The organism is Halorubrum yunnanense (assembly GCF_026586675.1).
Classification (GTDB): domain Archaea; phylum Halobacteriota; class Halobacteria; order Halobacteriales; family Haloferacaceae; genus Halorubrum; species Halorubrum yunnanense.
The window spans coordinates 22,013-36,143 of the sequence record NZ_JAODIX010000001.1 but is presented as its reverse complement, the minus strand read 5'-3'; the positions used below and the strand labels follow the sequence as shown (position 1 = coordinate 36,143).

13 protein-coding genes are annotated in these 14,131 nt (G+C 70.0%); 6 read left to right on the top strand and 7 right to left on the bottom strand.

What is annotated here, in order from left to right; translation table 11 throughout:
* The first annotated feature begins 11 nt into the window (after positions 1 to 11).
* The 3 genes from N5096_RS00185 to N5096_RS00175 all read left to right on the top strand — a co-directional run bounded on the left by N5096_RS00185 (position 12) and on the right by N5096_RS00175 (position 1,619).
* Positions 12 to 359 carry a hypothetical protein gene (locus N5096_RS00185; protein ID WP_094528034.1) on the top strand — a complete coding sequence of 116 codons (348 nt, stop codon included), beginning with the start codon at positions 12 to 14 and terminating at the stop codon, positions 357 to 359.
* A gap of 126 nt (positions 360 to 485) precedes the next feature.
* A complete protein-coding gene (locus tag N5096_RS00180; RefSeq protein WP_267662330.1) occupies positions 486 to 965 on the top strand; it encodes a TRAM domain-containing protein in 480 nt (159 codons plus the stop codon).
* Between the two features lie 150 nt (positions 966 to 1,115).
* Positions 1,116 to 1,619: a Tfx family DNA-binding protein gene (locus N5096_RS00175; RefSeq protein WP_267662329.1), complete on the top strand. Its 504-nt coding sequence runs from the start codon at positions 1,116 to 1,118 to the stop codon at positions 1,617 to 1,619.
* A gap of 37 nt (positions 1,620 to 1,656) precedes the next feature.
* Here N5096_RS00175 and N5096_RS00170 read toward each other — a convergent pair whose 3' ends face one another.
* A complete protein-coding gene (locus N5096_RS00170; protein WP_267662328.1) occupies positions 1,657 to 2,685 on the bottom strand; it encodes a succinylglutamate desuccinylase/aspartoacylase family protein in 1,029 nt (342 codons plus the stop codon).
* Positions 2,686 to 2,815: 130 nt separating this feature from the next.
* On the opposite strand from N5096_RS00170, the gene N5096_RS00165 reads away from it, so the two are divergent.
* Entirely contained in the window at positions 2,816 to 3,643 is an 828-nt protein-coding gene (locus N5096_RS00165) for an MBL fold metallo-hydrolase (protein ID WP_267662478.1), read from the top strand.
* A 9-nt stretch (positions 3,644 to 3,652) separates the two neighbouring features.
* Here the strand turns inward: N5096_RS00165 and N5096_RS00160 are convergent, their stop codons facing one another.
* The 3 genes from N5096_RS00160 to N5096_RS00150 all read right to left on the bottom strand — a co-directional run bounded on the left by N5096_RS00160 (position 3,653) and on the right by N5096_RS00150 (position 6,855).
* Positions 3,653 to 4,045: a PIN domain-containing protein gene (locus N5096_RS00160; protein WP_267662327.1), complete on the bottom strand. Its 393-nt coding sequence runs from the start codon at positions 4,043 to 4,045 to the stop codon at positions 3,653 to 3,655.
* A complete protein-coding gene (locus tag N5096_RS00155) occupies positions 4,042 to 4,254 on the bottom strand; it encodes an antitoxin VapB family protein (RefSeq protein WP_267662326.1) in 213 nt (70 codons plus the stop codon). The genes N5096_RS00160 and N5096_RS00155 overlap by 4 nt, the downstream gene beginning before the upstream one ends.
* A 96-nt stretch (positions 4,255 to 4,350) precedes the next feature.
* Positions 4,351 to 6,855, bottom strand: coding sequence for a DEAD/DEAH box helicase (locus N5096_RS00150; protein WP_267662325.1), 2,505 nt, complete (start codon positions 6,853 to 6,855; stop codon positions 4,351 to 4,353).
* Between the two features lie 334 nt (positions 6,856 to 7,189).
* Here N5096_RS00150 and N5096_RS00145 point away from each other — a divergent pair, with 334 nt between their 5' ends.
* Positions 7,190 to 7,645, top strand: coding sequence for a DUF5807 family protein (locus N5096_RS00145; protein ID WP_267662324.1), 456 nt, complete (start codon positions 7,190 to 7,192; stop codon positions 7,643 to 7,645).
* Positions 7,646 to 7,677: 32 nt separating this feature from the next.
* Here N5096_RS00145 and N5096_RS00140 read toward each other — a convergent pair whose 3' ends face one another.
* From N5096_RS00140 to N5096_RS00130, 3 genes are all read right to left on the bottom strand, one after another.
* Positions 7,678 to 9,330: a long-chain fatty acid--CoA ligase gene (locus N5096_RS00140; RefSeq protein WP_267662323.1), complete on the bottom strand. Its 1,653-nt coding sequence runs from the start codon at positions 9,328 to 9,330 to the stop codon at positions 7,678 to 7,680.
* Positions 9,331 to 9,954: 624 nt separating this feature from the next.
* On the bottom strand, positions 9,955 to 11,238 hold the full coding sequence (gene metX, locus N5096_RS00135; protein WP_267662322.1) for a homoserine O-acetyltransferase MetX: 1,284 nt from the start codon (positions 11,236 to 11,238) through the stop codon (positions 9,955 to 9,957).
* On the bottom strand, positions 11,235 to 12,530 hold the full coding sequence (locus N5096_RS00130; protein ID WP_267662321.1) for an O-acetylhomoserine aminocarboxypropyltransferase/cysteine synthase family protein: 1,296 nt from the start codon (positions 12,528 to 12,530) through the stop codon (positions 11,235 to 11,237). Before N5096_RS00130 ends, metX begins: the two co-directional genes overlap by 4 nt.
* 153 nt (positions 12,531 to 12,683) lie before the next feature.
* On the opposite strand from N5096_RS00130, the gene recJ reads away from it, so the two are divergent.
* Entirely contained in the window at positions 12,684 to 14,105 is a 1,422-nt protein-coding gene (gene recJ / locus N5096_RS00125) for a RecJ family nuclease (protein WP_267662320.1), read from the top strand.
* Positions 14,106 to 14,131 lie beyond the last annotated feature (26 nt).

Here is a 14,131-nt window from a genome sequence, read left to right as displayed (position 1 = left end):
AATGGGACGCCATGGAGCCGGTCGACGACTGGCGGGCGGCGATCGCGGAGGCCGGGGAGCTCACCGGCCCGATCGCTGCCGGGATCGTCGGCGAGCACGGCGACCGCGGGCAGCGCGCGATCGAGGCGGTCGGCGAGGGGCGCGTGAAGCGCTACCGCGATTTCACCGTCGTCGTCGGCCACGACGACGAGTACGTCGTCGAGGACGGGGAGTGCACCTGCGCGGACGCGACGTACAACCTCGACGCCGAGGACCCGAGCGAGCGCTGCTGGCACGCGATCGCGGTCGACGTGGCGGACGCGGTGGGCGCGGTCGACCACCACGACATGTGGTACTCGGAGGTCCGCGAGTTCCTGTGAGCCGGGAGTGAGCGGCGGGCGGGAGCCGGAGCAGCCCCGGTTCACCCGGATGAGACGCCGACACGGCGGATTTTTTCGGCCGGCCAGTCGAAAACGTTTACAACGGCGGCCGGTCTCCCCTACGATATGGCGGACTGTCCACTCGCCGACGATTGCCCCAGTTTCGACGAGCGAATCGAGGGGATGGGGTGTCAACACTACGGCAACAAGGGTGGCGCGGAGTGGTGTAACCACTACGACATGCCCATCTACGAGCTGAAACAGCAGCCGGTCCAGCCCGGCGAACACGTCGCCGTCGAGGTCGACGACATCCACGAGAGCGGCGCGGGCGTCGGCCGCACCGACGACGGCTTCATCGTCCTCGTCGACGGCCTCCTCCCGCCGGCGCGCGCGGAGGTCCGGATCCACCGCGTGAAGTCGAGCCACGCGACCGCCCAAGACGTCGTCGAACGCCTCCCGGAGGAAGACGAGGAGGGAGAGGACGGCGACGACGCGGACGTTGAGGGCGACGACGCCGAGGAGGACGAAGACGAGGAGGGCGACCGGCGCCGCGACCGCCCGGACCGCGAACGGCTCGGCAGCCGCGAGAACTTCTGGGGCAAGTGAGCGCGTCCCGGGGTGGCCCCGCCCACGGACAGTCCGGACGCCGCCGATCGGTCGCCGTCGCGCCCGTCCCGGCGCGGTCGACCGCGGTCCCCGCTCGGCGCGGGACGTCGAAACCGCCGTTTTTTGAGCGAGCGTCTCCTCACTACCAGTATGGTCGTAGACGACGGTCCGGCCGACGCCGGTGACGCCGAGGGGGCCGACGACGTCGAGGCCGCCGCGCTGCTGGAACGGGCCGGGTTCGACGCCGACGAGAGCGTCCTCACCGACCGACAGGCCGAGGTGCTCGCCCTTCGCGAGCGGGGGCTCCGCCAGTCCGACATCGCCGACCGGCTCGGAACGTCGCGCGCGAACGTCTCCAGCGTCGAGGCCAGCGCCCGCGACAACGTCGAGCGGGCCCGCGAGACGGTTGCGTTCGCCGAGGCGCTCTCGGCGCCAGTCCGCGTCGAGATCGAGGGGGGCACGGACCTGTACGACGCCCCGAAACACGTGTACGACGCCTGCGACGAGGCCGGCGTGAAGGTGAACCAGACCGCGCCGGACCTGATGAAGACGATCGGCGACCGCGCCGGCGACGCGGTCCACGGCCGCGAGGTGCGCAGCCGCCTGTTCGTCACCGTCGACGCGAACGGCCAGATCCGGGTGCGGCAGCCGTGAGCGGTTCCAGTTTATAAGCTCGGGCGCTCCGCGACGCTCACTCCTCCAGCCGCTCCGCGACGCCGACCAGCGTCGAGCCCGCGGTGACGGTCGACTCGCGGGCGACCGAGTAGACGATCCCGTCGCGGTCGGCCGTCGCGGTCTGGAGCGGCTCGAACGTTGTCGGGTCGTGAACGACGCCGAGCCGCTCCCCCTCGACCGTCTCGTCGCCGACGGCGAGGTCGGGCTCCGGCGTGAACAGTCCCGACTCGGCGGCGTTCACGCGTCCGAGGTGGTTCCGGGCGACCGTTCCGTCCCACGGGTCGGGCTCGCCCGGGAGCAGCCCCTCGTGACGGAGAGCGCCGAGCGTTCCTTTTAAACCGATCTCGACCGCTTCCGGAACAACCTCACGGCTGTGCGCGAGCTCCGGCGTAATCGTCGGGATCCCCTCTCGGGTGGCGGCGACGCGGAGCTTGCCCGCGAAGCCGCGCTCGCTCCACTCCGCGTCCGCCTCGTCGCCCGCGGCCTCCGCGAGCAGGAGGTCGGTCCCGAACGCCTCCGCGAGCGACCGGCAGTCCTCGTCCCCGCGCATGTAGACGGCGTGCGTGAGCATCGCCGGCGAGCCGGTGTGGAGGTCGACAATCGCCCCCGCTGCGCTCGCGAACACCCAGAGCCGGGCCGCCGCCCGCTCGTGGAGCGTCCCCTCGTCGTCGCCGGGCCAGCAGCGGTTCATATTCGAGTGCGTCGCGTCGAGCGGCTCCGGCGTCGTGTACGAGACCCGGTCGAACGTGAGCGGGTCGGCGACGGGGACCGTCACGAGAGTGCCGTCGAGGTCGCTCGCGGCCGCGCTGGTCGCGCCCCCGCCCGTCAGCCGCTCGTGGAGCCGCCGGAGGACCGCGGTCCCGTTCACCTCCCGACCGTGCTGTGCCGCCTGGGCGTAGACCACGGGGCCGCCGTCGGCCGGGACGTCGAGCTCGGGGCCGTCGTCGCCGTCGATGAGGGCCCCCTCGCCGTAGACGTGGACGGTCGTGCGGACCGGGACGCCCGAGGGGAGCCGGGCGAGGACGAGTTCGCTGGCGTCGTGCATACCGCAAGCTCGGTCGTGTGGGGCATATATCTCCGGGGGTCGACCGGCGGACCCGCAGGCACTCGGCGCCCGCCGACCGGGCCGACCGATCAGGGACGCTAAGTCGATGGGTCTCCGAGACCGATCCGAGATGCGGGTCACGCTCCTCGGCACCGGCGACACGACGGGCACCCCGACGGTCGGCTGCGACTGCGACACCTGCGCCGCGGCGCGCGAACGGGGGGTGTCGCGCTCGCGGTTCTCGGTCCACGTCGCCAACGAGCGCACCGGCGAGTCGTTGCTCGTCGACTTCAGTCCGGACTTCCGGAGCCAGTTCCTCGACAACGACGTCTCCCTCCCCGACGCCGGCATCGTGACGCACATCCACTTCGACCACCTCGACGGCCTCGGCAACGTCTACCGGCTGGTCGACGGGCTGCCCGTCCACGCGCCGTCGGAGACCGACCCCGCCACCGACGAGAGCGTCGCCGAGACGATTCGCGACAAGTACGACTACCTCGAGGACCGGATCGGGGTCCACGCCCGCGAGCCGTTCGAGCCCTTCGAGACGTGCGGGTTGGAGGTCCGGTTCGTCCCCGTCGACCACCCGCCGCTGCTGTGTTACGGGGTCGTTATCGAGGACCCGGAGACAGGCGCGAAGCTCTCGCTCACCGGCGACACGAGCTACGACGCCCCCGAGCGCTCCCGCGAGGCGCTCGCCGATCCCGACCTCCTGCTGGCCGACGCCATCGTCCCCGCTTCCCTCTGCGACTACCACCCGATGGGCGGACGGCACGAGGGACCCGACGGCGTCCCGCGCACGTTCGGCTCGAAACACATGACTCGGGAGGGTGCGCTCGCGCTCGCCGACGAGTTGGACGCCGACCGAACGCGGCTCGTCCACCTCGCGCACTACTACCCCCCCGACGAGGCGTTCGAGGAGCCGCTCGCGGTCGACGGCGAGGCGTACGAGCTGTAGGAACGTCCTTCAGACGAGGTCGAGGTCGAGAACGTCACGCAGCCCGTCGACGTCGAAATCGGCGTCGGACACGGTGAGTCGCTCGTTTAGGGCGACAGCGGTCCCCGCGATGAATGCCTCACGGGCCGCGAGCGGATCACCTCGGTCGCGGAGCGCGTCTTGGAGCACCGCCGCCTCGCGGGCGACCGTCGGCGACGTGTCGGCTATCTGTACCCAGTCGAGCGCGTCGTCGACCGCGTCGAAATCCGTTGATCCCGACCGAAACACCTCGCCTTGGTACACCTCGAACAGCACGAGCGGCGGTGCGTTCGCCGGCTCGTCGGCACGTTCGTGTACGTACTCGACGGCCGCATCTCGGCCGGCGAGATAATCGATGAGAACGCTGCTGTCGTACACCGTCACTGCGAGTCGACCCCGCGTTTCATCTCTCGGCGTTTCTCCCGTGCACGCTCGGGCGCGTCGCTCCCCGCCCAGAGACCGGCCCCGGCCCGGATGTCCTCGCGGCGCTCGCGGAGCAGCCGCGTGAGTAAGTCGTCGAAGGTCTCGTCGTCTCCCTTCAGCGACGCAAGCGCAGCGTGCGTGTCCTCCTCGACGCGGATACTCTTACTCATGCGTGCTCGTATACTATCCCGTATACAATACCGTTTCGCCGATCGGACGCGTCGAGTACGCGTTTCGTCGCGGGCGGTTCCTGACGTTCCGTCCGCCTACTCGTACTCGCTGCCGACGACCTCGCGGATGCGCTCGGCGGTCACCGGGCCGACGCCGTCGACCTCCAAGAGGTCGTCCTCTGGCGCGGTCATCACGGCCTCGACGGTGCCGAAGTGTTCCAGCAGGGTCCGCGCCGTGACCGGCCCGATGTCAGCGATGGCGGAGACGACGTACTCCTGCTGTTCCGCGCGGGTCTTCGTCGTCTTCTCGCCGTGGACGCTCACCTCGCGGTCGCGCGTCTCCTGCTCCCGCTTGGCGATAGTCGCGAGCAGTTCCGTGGTGTCGGACTCGCCCTCGGTGCGGAGGACGCTCACGTCGAAGTCGACCGCCAGCGACGCGAGCGCGCCGCGAATCGCGTTGGGGTCGATGTCGCGCTGGCCGTAGAGGTTCGTCCCCTCGACGACCATCACAGGGCGGGCGTACGCCCGCGAGAGCTCGCCGACCTGCTCGAACATCGACCGGTCGGCGTCGAGCATCGAGTCGACGAAGTCCGCCGCCGACTTGCGCTCGACCGCGACCCGGTCGGAGAGCACGTAGTCGCCGACAGCGAGTGTCTCCAGCCGGGTGACGAGCCCGTCGCGCGTCGAGAGGTCCTTTGCGATGGCGGAGTCGAGCTCGCGCTGGTCGACGACGACTTCCACGCTCCCGTCGACGCCGGCGGTGGCGACGACGACGTCGTCGTCCGCGCCCTCATCCGGCTCGGAATCGGCGGCGTCGCCGTCGTCCGCGTTCTCCTCGGCGGCGGCCTCCGTCTCCTCGTCGTTTGCCTCGTCTCCGCTCGCGCGCGCCTCCGCCGCGAAGTCGGTGAGTCCGGCGTCGTCGTCAGGGTCGTCGCTGTCGACGCTTTCGGTCGCGCTGTCGCGCTTCGCGCCGCCGGCGTCACCTCCCGCATCGCTGTCGTCCGCGGACCCGCCGCCGAACGCGTCGAGCCCGGCCTGCCCGTCGTCGCCGACGGTCTCCTCGATGTCGTCGGTGGCCTCCTTCAGCTCGGCGAGCTGGCTGGCCATCTTTTTCTCGCGTCGCCGCGAGATCCAGAAGAACGCCTCGTCGCGGGTGTCCTCGGCCATCAGGACGACGACCTTCCCCTCGGCCTGCCGGCCGGTCCGGCCCTTGCGCTGGATCGAGCGGATCGCGGTGGGGACGGGCTCGTAGAAGCAGACGAGGTCGACCTCGGGGACGTCGAGGCCCTCCTCGGCGACCGAGGTGGAGACGAGCACCTCGAACTCGCCGGCTTTGAACTCGTCGAGCGTCTCCTGCTGCTGTGTCTGGCTCATCCCGTCGGAGCCCTCCTTGTCGCCCTGGCCGACGAACTTCCGGACGTCGAAGCTCGCGGAGAGGAACTCCACGAGCGCCTCGGCGGTGTCGCGGGACTCGGTGAATAAGATCGCGCGCTCGCCCCCGTTGATCCCGAGGGTTTCGGCCAAGAGGATCCGTGCCTTCGAGAACTTCGGGTGGAGCCCGTCGAACGACTCGGCCTTCCGCATCGCTTCCCTCACTTTGGGGTCCGCGACCATCCGCTGGCTCGCCTTGGAGGCGCCCGACGACCTGGCCGCCTCGCGCTGGCGTTCGAAGTAGCGTCGGACGGACTCGACCGACTGGGTCTCGACCAGCTCGGTCGCGCGGCGGAGCTTCATCACCTCCGCGTGGGTGGACATCCCCTTGTACCCGTCCGACTGGTCGTTGTCCATCATCTGCTTCAGCTTCCCGCGCATCTTGTTGAGGTCCTTCTGCGAGAGGTCCGGGTTCGTCGTGTTCGTCACGCCGAGCGACTTGAGCTTCTCCAGCCGGTCGGTGATCACCTCGTTGAGCGCGTCGCGGATATCTAGGACCTCGTCGGGGAGCGTGACCTGCTCCCACTGCACGTCGGTGTCGTGGGTGTACTCGTCGACGTCGGCGTCCGCCTCGGTCATCACCTCGACGTTCGCGAGCCCGAGGTTCTCGCAGACCGTCTCGATCTCCTCGGTGTCGCCGCCGGGGGAGGCGGACATCCCCGTGACGAGCGGGTCGGCCGCGTCGGCGTGGTAGCGCTCCGCGATGTAGACGTACGCGTAGTCGCCGGTCGCGCGGTGACACTCGTCGAAGGTGCAGTGGGTCACGTCGCGCAGCGAGATCCGGTTGCCGACCAGGTCGTTTTCGACGACCTGCGGGGTCGCGATCACGATCCGGGCGTCGTCCCAGAGCGCGGCGCGGTCGTCGGGCTTCACGTCGCCGGTGAACACGACGATCTCGTCGTCCGGAATCTCCAGCGCCTCGCGGTAGAAGTCGGCGTGCTGCTGGACGAGGGGTTTGGTGGGGGCCAAGAAGAGGGCCTTCCCACCGACCTCGTTCAGGCGCTCGGCGGTGACGAGCAGGCTGACCGTCGTCTTGCCGAGGCCGGTCGGGAGACAGACGAGGGTGTGTTCGTCGGCGGCGGCGTCCGCCAGCCGGAGCTGGTAGCGGCGTCGCTGGAGGAAATCGTCGACGAGCAGGGGTCTGTCGATGCCGGCGGCCTCGGTCGCCATCGGCGACGCTTCGCCGCCTTCGGCCTAAAGCCTTCGCGAAGCGGGGTGGAAGTTATCGGTCGGGGGAGCGCTCCTCGCGGAGCTCCTCGGGCACGTCCTCGTCGACCAACTCCGCCCACTCGGCGAGCCGGTCTCCGGATGGTGTTTGCGCGCTCATTAGGCGACGGATCTCCGTAATACGTCTTAACAGTTGCCCCGATTCTACATGATTTAGCATCGATTCGGCGCCCGACAGGGGCCGCGGCCGGGGTCGACCGGGGATCGAGGCCGGCGCGAGGCGGGTCGGCCGACCGCGACTCGCACGCCTTTTACCGCTCACGCGCGTCCGGTCGGCATGAGCAAACTCGACGAGTTCCTCGCCGGCGAGCGACTCGACGACGTCGTCTTCTACCTCAGCGACGCGTACCTCGACGACGACTCCCGGCTCCGGAACGTCGGCGCCGAGACGGACGACGGCGTGCGGCTGATCCTTGACAGCGAGACCGGCCGGTCGGCGTTCGAGGCCGGTACGGGCATGGGCGCGATGGAGTTCGCGAAGACGGCGATGGGCGCCGAGGGGACGATCGGGCGGGCGCTCGACGGCGGAGAGTGTCCGTTCGCGGACGACGACGGTGACGAGGAGAGCCCCGACGACGACCACGACGTCAGCTTCGTCTTCGCGTTCGCGGAGGCGCAAAACGAGGAGGTCGGCGGGCTCTACGCCGAGGGCGACGTGGTCCACGCGTACGCCCACTGCGCGTGCGGCGAGAGCTACTCGCACAAGTGGGTCGTCGGCGACCGCGACGACTGAAAAACGACAGCGCGACCGCACTCAGTCCGGCGCTACTCCTGCTCGGGCGCGTCTTCCTCCGGCACCGACCCCTCGACGAGCGACTGGTCGGCGTACCGCTCGCGGAGGTCCTTCTTCGAGAACTTCCCGGTCGCGGTCTTCGGGACCTCGTCGATGAACTCCACCGCGTCCGGCACCCACCACTTCGGGTAGTCGTCGTGGAGGCCGGCCTGGATCTCGTCGACGAGCGCCTCGCGGTCGACGCCGTCGCCCGGGACGACGAAGGCGACCGGCCGCTCCTGCCAGCGCTCGTGAGGCACGCCGACCACGGTCGCCTCGCTCACGCCGTCGTACGCCATGATCGCGTTCTCCAGCTCGACGCTGGAGATCCACTCGCCGCCCGACTTGATCACGTCTTTCGTCCGGTCGACGAGCTGGATGTAGCCGTCCCCGTCGACGGTGACCACGTCGCCGGTCTTCAGCCAGCCGTCGACGAACTCATCCTCGCTGGCGTCTGGCCGGGCGAAGTACTCCTTGGTGACCCACGGCCCGCGGATCCGGAGCTCGCCGAACGCCTCGCCGTCCCACGGGATCTCCTCGCCGTTCTCGTCTATCACCTCGAACTCCAGCCCGGGGACGACGAGCCCCTGCTTCGCCCGCTTGTCGACCTGCGTCTCGTAGTCGGCGTCGCGCAGGTCGCTCGTGAGGTGCGAGACGGTGCCGATCGGCGACAGCTCCGTCATCCCCCACGCGTGGAGCACCTCGACGCCCCGGTCGTCGTACCACTCGATCAGCGACTGCGGGGCGGCCGCGCCGCCGACGATCACGGTGTCGAGCGTCGAGAGATCGACGTCATTCCCCTCCGCGATGTGCTCCCGGAGCCCGAGCCACACCGTCGGCACGCCCGCGGAGATCGTCACGCCCTCCTCCTCGATGAGGGCGGCGAGGTCGGCCGGGTCCGGCGACGGCCCGGGGTAGACGTGTTTCGCGCCCGCCGCGGTCGCGGTGAACGGCATCCCCCACGCGTTGACGTGGAACATGGGGACGACCGGCATGACCACGTCGGCGTCCTCCATCGGGATCCCCTGCGGCGTCTGAGAGGCCATCGTGTGGCTCCACAGCATCGACTGCGTGTATTCGACGCCCTTCGGCTTCCCCGTCGTCCCGGAGGTGTAACAGAGGCCGGCGGGCTGGTCGCCGTCGAGCTCGGGCCAGTCGTACTCGGTCGACTGGTCGGCGATGAACTCCTCGTAGGGGGTGGCGTCGAGCTCGTCGATTTCGGTCGACCCCATCACGACGAAGTCGACGTCGGCGAACTCCTCGGCGCCCTCGGCCGCGCCGGCGAGCTTCCCCGCGAGCGACGGGTCGACGAAGACGATCTCGTCGTCGGCGTCGTCGACGATGTACTGAATGTGCTCGTCCGGCAGGAGGGGGTTGATCGTGTGGAGCTGGGCGCCGGTGCTCGGGACGCCGAAGTACGTCTCGAAGTGACGCGTGTGGTTCCAGCAGAACGTCGCTACCCTGTCGCCGCGCTCGATCCCGTGCTCGTCTAAGGCGTTCGCCAACTGAGCGGTTCGATCGGCGTACTCGGCGTACGTGTGCCGCGTCCGCCCCTCGTGCGTGCGGGAAACGATTTCCGTGTCGGGATACAGTCGTTCGGCGCACCACAGGAACGGTCGGAGCGTCTGTGAGTGTCCACCGGGCATACCTCACACACCACGAAGTCGAGAATCATGAACATTGCCATGATTGATCGTGAGAATAAAACGGCGAAGGGACCGCGTCGAACGGTCGTGCGTCGTCGAGGACGGATCAACGGTGGGCCGGTCCGAGGGCTCGCTCGATCGCTTATAAATGGTCGTGAGAAGCGCGGTAGACACCCCCAAATCCTCACCCGCTCGTTTATCATCGTTGACAGAGGATCGGTCGTGAACACCTCCAAATCCCCAGCCGCTCGCTTATAAACGGTTGCCGATGGGGTGAGAGTGAACAGCTTCAAGGCCCCAGCCGCTCGCTTATAAATGGTTGCTGATGGACTGATACTGAACAGCTTCAAAGCCCCAGCTGCGAGGGCCGCGCACGCTCGCTGCGCTCCTCAGTCGCTCACTTCGTTCGCTTCCTGCGGTGCTTACGTCGCCTCCGCGGCCCTCGCAGCTGCCCCTTTGAGCCCCCCACACGGCACCGCACCTCACGCCTCCCCAACCTCGGCGGACGGCCCGGCGCGGGCGGAGCCGCGCCGGCCCACCGCCTCCCTCGCACGCGCTCCTCGCGCCCTTGTCAGGGCGCTCGGAGGCGCGCGCCGACCGCACGGTACCATTTAAAAGAGCCCGCTATCCTCTGAAGAGGCTCGCGTGCACCGGCGCGTGGTCGGACTCGGGGCGCGCGGACTCCTCGTCCTCGCCGCCGTCGTCTGAGACCGCTCGGCCGTCGACGCCCTCCGCGAGGAAATCGCGGAGCGGCGGCCCGACGTGCTCGGGCTCGACGAGGAACGCGTCGTGGCCGTGGTCGGAGTCGATCACGTGGTGCGCGACGGGGACGTCGCGGTCGCGGAAGGCGGTCGCCAGCGACGCGGACTGCTCGACGGTGAAGTGCCAGTCGGCGGTGAAGCTCAGCAGGAGCGCCTCGCCCTCGAAGGCGGCCAGCGCGTCGGCGTCGGTACCGTGCCCGGCCGAGAGGTCGTACTCGTCCATCGCGCGCGTGAGGTAGAGGTAGCTGTTGGCGTCGAAGCGCTCGCTGAACCCCTCGGCCTGATAGTCGAGGTACGACTCCACCTCGCGGTACGGGAAGAACGCCGCCGTCGGCTCCGGCGGCAGCCCGAGGTCGCCCTCCTCGCGAGTCAGCGAGTCGCGGCCGGCGGAGCGGCGGCCGAACTTCCGCTCCATCGACGCCTTCGAGAGGTACATGATGTGCCCGGTCTGGCGGGCCAAAGCGAGCCCCTCGTCTGGCGAGGGGCGGTCCGCGTCGTAGTAGTCGCCGCCGCTCCAGTTCCGGTCCGCGCGGATCGCGCGGCGGGCGACCGCGTCGAGCGCGAGGCACTGCGCGTCGAGCCGCCCGGCGGTCGCGATGGCGACGATCCGGTCGACGTCGTCCGGGTACCGCTTCGCCCACTCCAGGACGTTCATCCCGCCGACGCTCCCGCCGACGACGGCGCGGAGCCGCCCCACGCCGAGTTCGTCGAGCAGGCGCCGCTGCGCGCGCGCCCAGTCCTCGACCTGCACCGGCGGGAACGCGGTCCCCCACCGGTCGTGGTCGGGCTCGTCGGGGAGGTCGAGGTCGGCGGGTCGCTCGCTCGTCGGCCCCGTGGTGCCGTAACAGGAGCCGGGGACGTTCGCGCAGACGACGAAGTACTCCGTCGTGTCGATCGCCTTCCCCGGCCCGACGATGTCGTCCCACCAGGCGCGGGCCTGGCCGGCTTGGCCGGCGTCCCGGTCCGGCGACGGCGAGCGCGCGACGTTCTGGCTCCCGGTGAGCGCGTGACAGATCAGCACGACGTTGTCGCCGTCGAACTCCCCGTGCGTCTCGTAGGCCATCTCGAGGTCGGGGACCGACTGGCCGCACTCGAACGTGAACTCGCCGAGGGAGACGGAGCCCTCCTCGGAGGGCGTGGCGCTCATCGCTCACCCCCGGCGGCGCGCTCGCCCGCCGCCAGGCCGCGGTCGAGGTCGTCGATCACGTCGGCGGCGTCCTCGATCCCGACGGAGAGCCGGAGCATCTCCGGGTGGACGCCGGCGAGGCGCTGCTGGGTCTCGTCCATCTGCGCGTGGGTCGTCGAGGCGGGGTGGATGACGAGCGTCTTCGCGTCCCCGATGTTCGCGAGGAAGCTCGTCAGGTCGACCGACTCGCAGAACGTCTTCGCGGCCTCGTAGCCGCCGTCGACGCCGAAGGTGACCATTCCCCCGAAGCCGTCGAGGTACTCGTCGGCGTTGTCGTGGCTCTGGTGGTCTTCGAAGCCCGGGTACGCCACCCAGTCGACCCGGTCGTCGTCGCGGAGGAACTCGGCGACGGCCCGGGCGTTCTCGCAGTGACGTTCCATCCGGAGCGGGAGCGTGTTGAGCCCCTGGATCGTCTGCCACGCGTCGAAGGGGGACTGCTGGCCGCCGGTCGGGCGTACCCCGCGCTGGCGGGCGACGTTCGCGAAGGCGGCGTCGCCGAACTGCTCCACGAAGTCGATCGGGTAGGCGGGCGACTGGCCGTCAAGCTCGTCGTAGTCAGCGTCCGGGTGGTCCCACGGGAACTGCCCGCCGTCGACGACGACGCCGCCGACGGTCGTCCCGTTGCCCGTGATCCACTTCGTCGTCGACTCCCATGTGATGTCGGCGCCGTGTTCGAACGGCCGGGAGAGGTAGGGGGTCGCGAACGTGTTGTCGACGACGAGCGGGACCGCGTTGTCGTGGGCGATCTCGGCGAGCCGCTCGAAGTCCGGCGTGACGAGCGAGGGGTTCGCGACCGTCTCCACGTGGACGAACGCGGTGTCCTCGTCGATCACGTCCGCGTACGCCTCGTAGTCGAGCGTGTCGACGAGCCGGGGCTCGACCCCGCGGCGGTTCGCGATGCTGGTGAGGTACGCGGCCGTGCCGCCGTACATTTCGGAGCTGGCGACGACGTTGTCGCCCGCGCTCGCGAGCACGGTCATGATCGCGTCGAATGCGGCCATCCCCGAGCCGGTCGCGACCGCGTCCGACCCACCCGACAGGTCGGCGATGCGGTCCTCGAGGACGCTCACGGTCGGGTTGGAGAGCCGAGAGTAGATATGGCCCTCCGCCCGGAGCGCGTACATCTCCGCCGCCGTGTCCGCGTCGTCGAAGGCGAACGAGGTCGTCTGGTGGATCGGGGTCGCCCGCGACCCGGTCGCCGGATCGACCTCGGCGCCGGCGTGGAGACTCCGGGTGTTGAACCCACGTTTCATGTGTGTAGTGTATATATCTTCAAGTATCTATAACCGTCAGTTACGGCAAGTGATGCCTCGGCCTGTGTCGAGGCCGACGGGCCGACCCGTTCGGTAAGCGGCCGTCTCCCGCCGAAGCGTGAGTTTATGTCCGATCGCGAGCCAACGGAGGTAATGGCAGTCGCCGACTCACCCGTGCCGGACCTCTCCGAGCGCGCGAGCGCCTGCGCCGACCGCCTCCGCGCCGCCGACCGGGTACTGCTCGCGTCCCACATCGACGCCGACGGGCTGACGAGCGGCGCGATCGCCTCGACGGCGCTCGCGCGCGCCGGGATCGACCACGAGGTCGTCTTCGAGAAGCAGCTGGACGCCGAGTCGATCGCGGGGATCGCCGCCCGCGAGTTCGACGTGGTGCTGTTCACCGACTTCGGCTCCGGCCAGCTCGACGTCATCGCCGACCACGAGGAGCGCGGCGACTTCGTCCCCGTGATCGCCGACCACCACCAGCCGGCCGACCGGGAGACGGCGTTCCACCTCAATCCCCTGCTGGAGGGCATCAACGGCGCGAGCGAGCTGTCGGGCGCCGGCGCCAGCTACGTGCTCGCCCGGGCGCTGGAGGGCCCGGACGGCGACAACCGCGACCTCGCCGCGCTCGCGGTCGTCGGCGCGGTCGGCGACATGCAGGACTCGGACGGCGGGCTCGTCGGCGCCAACGAGGCCGTCGTCACCGACGGCGTCGACGCGGGGGTGATCGAGACGCGGACCGACCTGGACCTGTACGGGAGACAGACCCGCCCGCTCCCGAAGCTGCTGGAGTACGCCTCCGACGTGAAGATCCCCGGCATCTCGAACGACGAGGCAGGGGCGATCGCCTTCCTGAGCGACCTCGATATCGACGTGAAACGCGACGGGGAGTGGCGCCGCTGGGTCGACCTCGACGCCGGGGAGCGACAGGTCCTGGCGTCCGGGCTGATGCGCCGCGCGGTCGCCTCCGGCGTTCCTTCGGACCGGATCGAGGCGCTCGTCGGGACCGCCTACACACTGGTGGACGAGGAGCCGGGCACGGAGCTGCGGGACGTCAGCGAGTTCTCGACCCTGCTCAACGCCACCGCCCGGTACGAGCGGGCCGACGTCGGCCTCGCGGTGTGTCTCGGCGACCGCGGCGACGCGCTCGCCGAGGCGCGGCGGCTCCTCCGGAACCATCGGCGGAACCTCTCGGAGGGGCTCCAGTGGGTGAAGGCGGAGGGCGTCACCGACGAGGAACACCTCCAGTGGTTCGACGCCGGCTCGCGGATCCGCGAGACGATCGTCGGCATCGTCGCCGGGATGGCGATCGGCTCGCCGGCGGTCGACGGGTCGAAGCCCGTGATCGCGTTCGCGGAGGAGAGCGCCGAGGAGCTGAAGGTGTCCTCGCGGGGCTCACACGCCCTGGTGCGACGCGGACTCGACCTCTCGGCGGTGATGCGGGAGGCGAGTCAGTCCGTCGGGGGCGACGGCGGCGGCCACGACGTCGCCGCGGGCGCGACGATCCCGATCGACGAGCGCGGCGCCTTCCTCGCGGCGGCCGACCGGATCGTCGGCGAACAGCTCTCGTGAGGCGGCGGACGCCGTCGCGACCGCGG

Bases quoted from the DNA above. Each gene is read 5' to 3' on its own strand.
- N5096_RS00185 (WP_094528034.1), top strand. From the start codon at position 12: ATGGAGCCGGTCGACGACTGGCGGGCGGCGATCGCGGAGGCCGGGGAG.
- N5096_RS00180 (WP_267662330.1), top strand. From the start codon at position 486: ATGGCGGACTGTCCACTCGCCGACGATTGCCCCAGTTTCGACGAGCGA.
- N5096_RS00175 (WP_267662329.1), top strand. From the start codon at position 1,116: ATGGTCGTAGACGACGGTCCGGCCGACGCCGGTGACGCCGAGGGGGCC.
- N5096_RS00170 (WP_267662328.1), bottom strand. From the start codon at position 2,685: ATGCACGACGCCAGCGAACTCGTCCTCGCCCGGCTCCCCTCGGGCGTC.
- N5096_RS00165 (WP_267662478.1), top strand. From the start codon at position 2,816: ATGCGGGTCACGCTCCTCGGCACCGGCGACACGACGGGCACCCCGACG.
- N5096_RS00155 (WP_267662326.1), bottom strand. From the start codon at position 4,254: ATGAGTAAGAGTATCCGCGTCGAGGAGGACACGCACGCTGCGCTTGCG.
- N5096_RS00150 (WP_267662325.1), bottom strand. From the start codon at position 6,855: ATGGCGACCGAGGCCGCCGGCATCGACAGACCCCTGCTCGTCGACGAT.
- N5096_RS00145 (WP_267662324.1), top strand. From the start codon at position 7,190: ATGAGCAAACTCGACGAGTTCCTCGCCGGCGAGCGACTCGACGACGTC.
- N5096_RS00140 (WP_267662323.1), bottom strand. From the start codon at position 9,330: ATGCCCGGTGGACACTCACAGACGCTCCGACCGTTCCTGTGGTGCGCC.
- metX (WP_267662322.1), bottom strand. From the start codon at position 11,238: ATGAGCGCCACGCCCTCCGAGGAGGGCTCCGTCTCCCTCGGCGAGTTC.
- N5096_RS00130 (WP_267662321.1), bottom strand. From the start codon at position 12,530: ATGAAACGTGGGTTCAACACCCGGAGTCTCCACGCCGGCGCCGAGGTC.
- recJ (WP_267662320.1), top strand. From the start codon at position 12,684: ATGGCAGTCGCCGACTCACCCGTGCCGGACCTCTCCGAGCGCGCGAGC.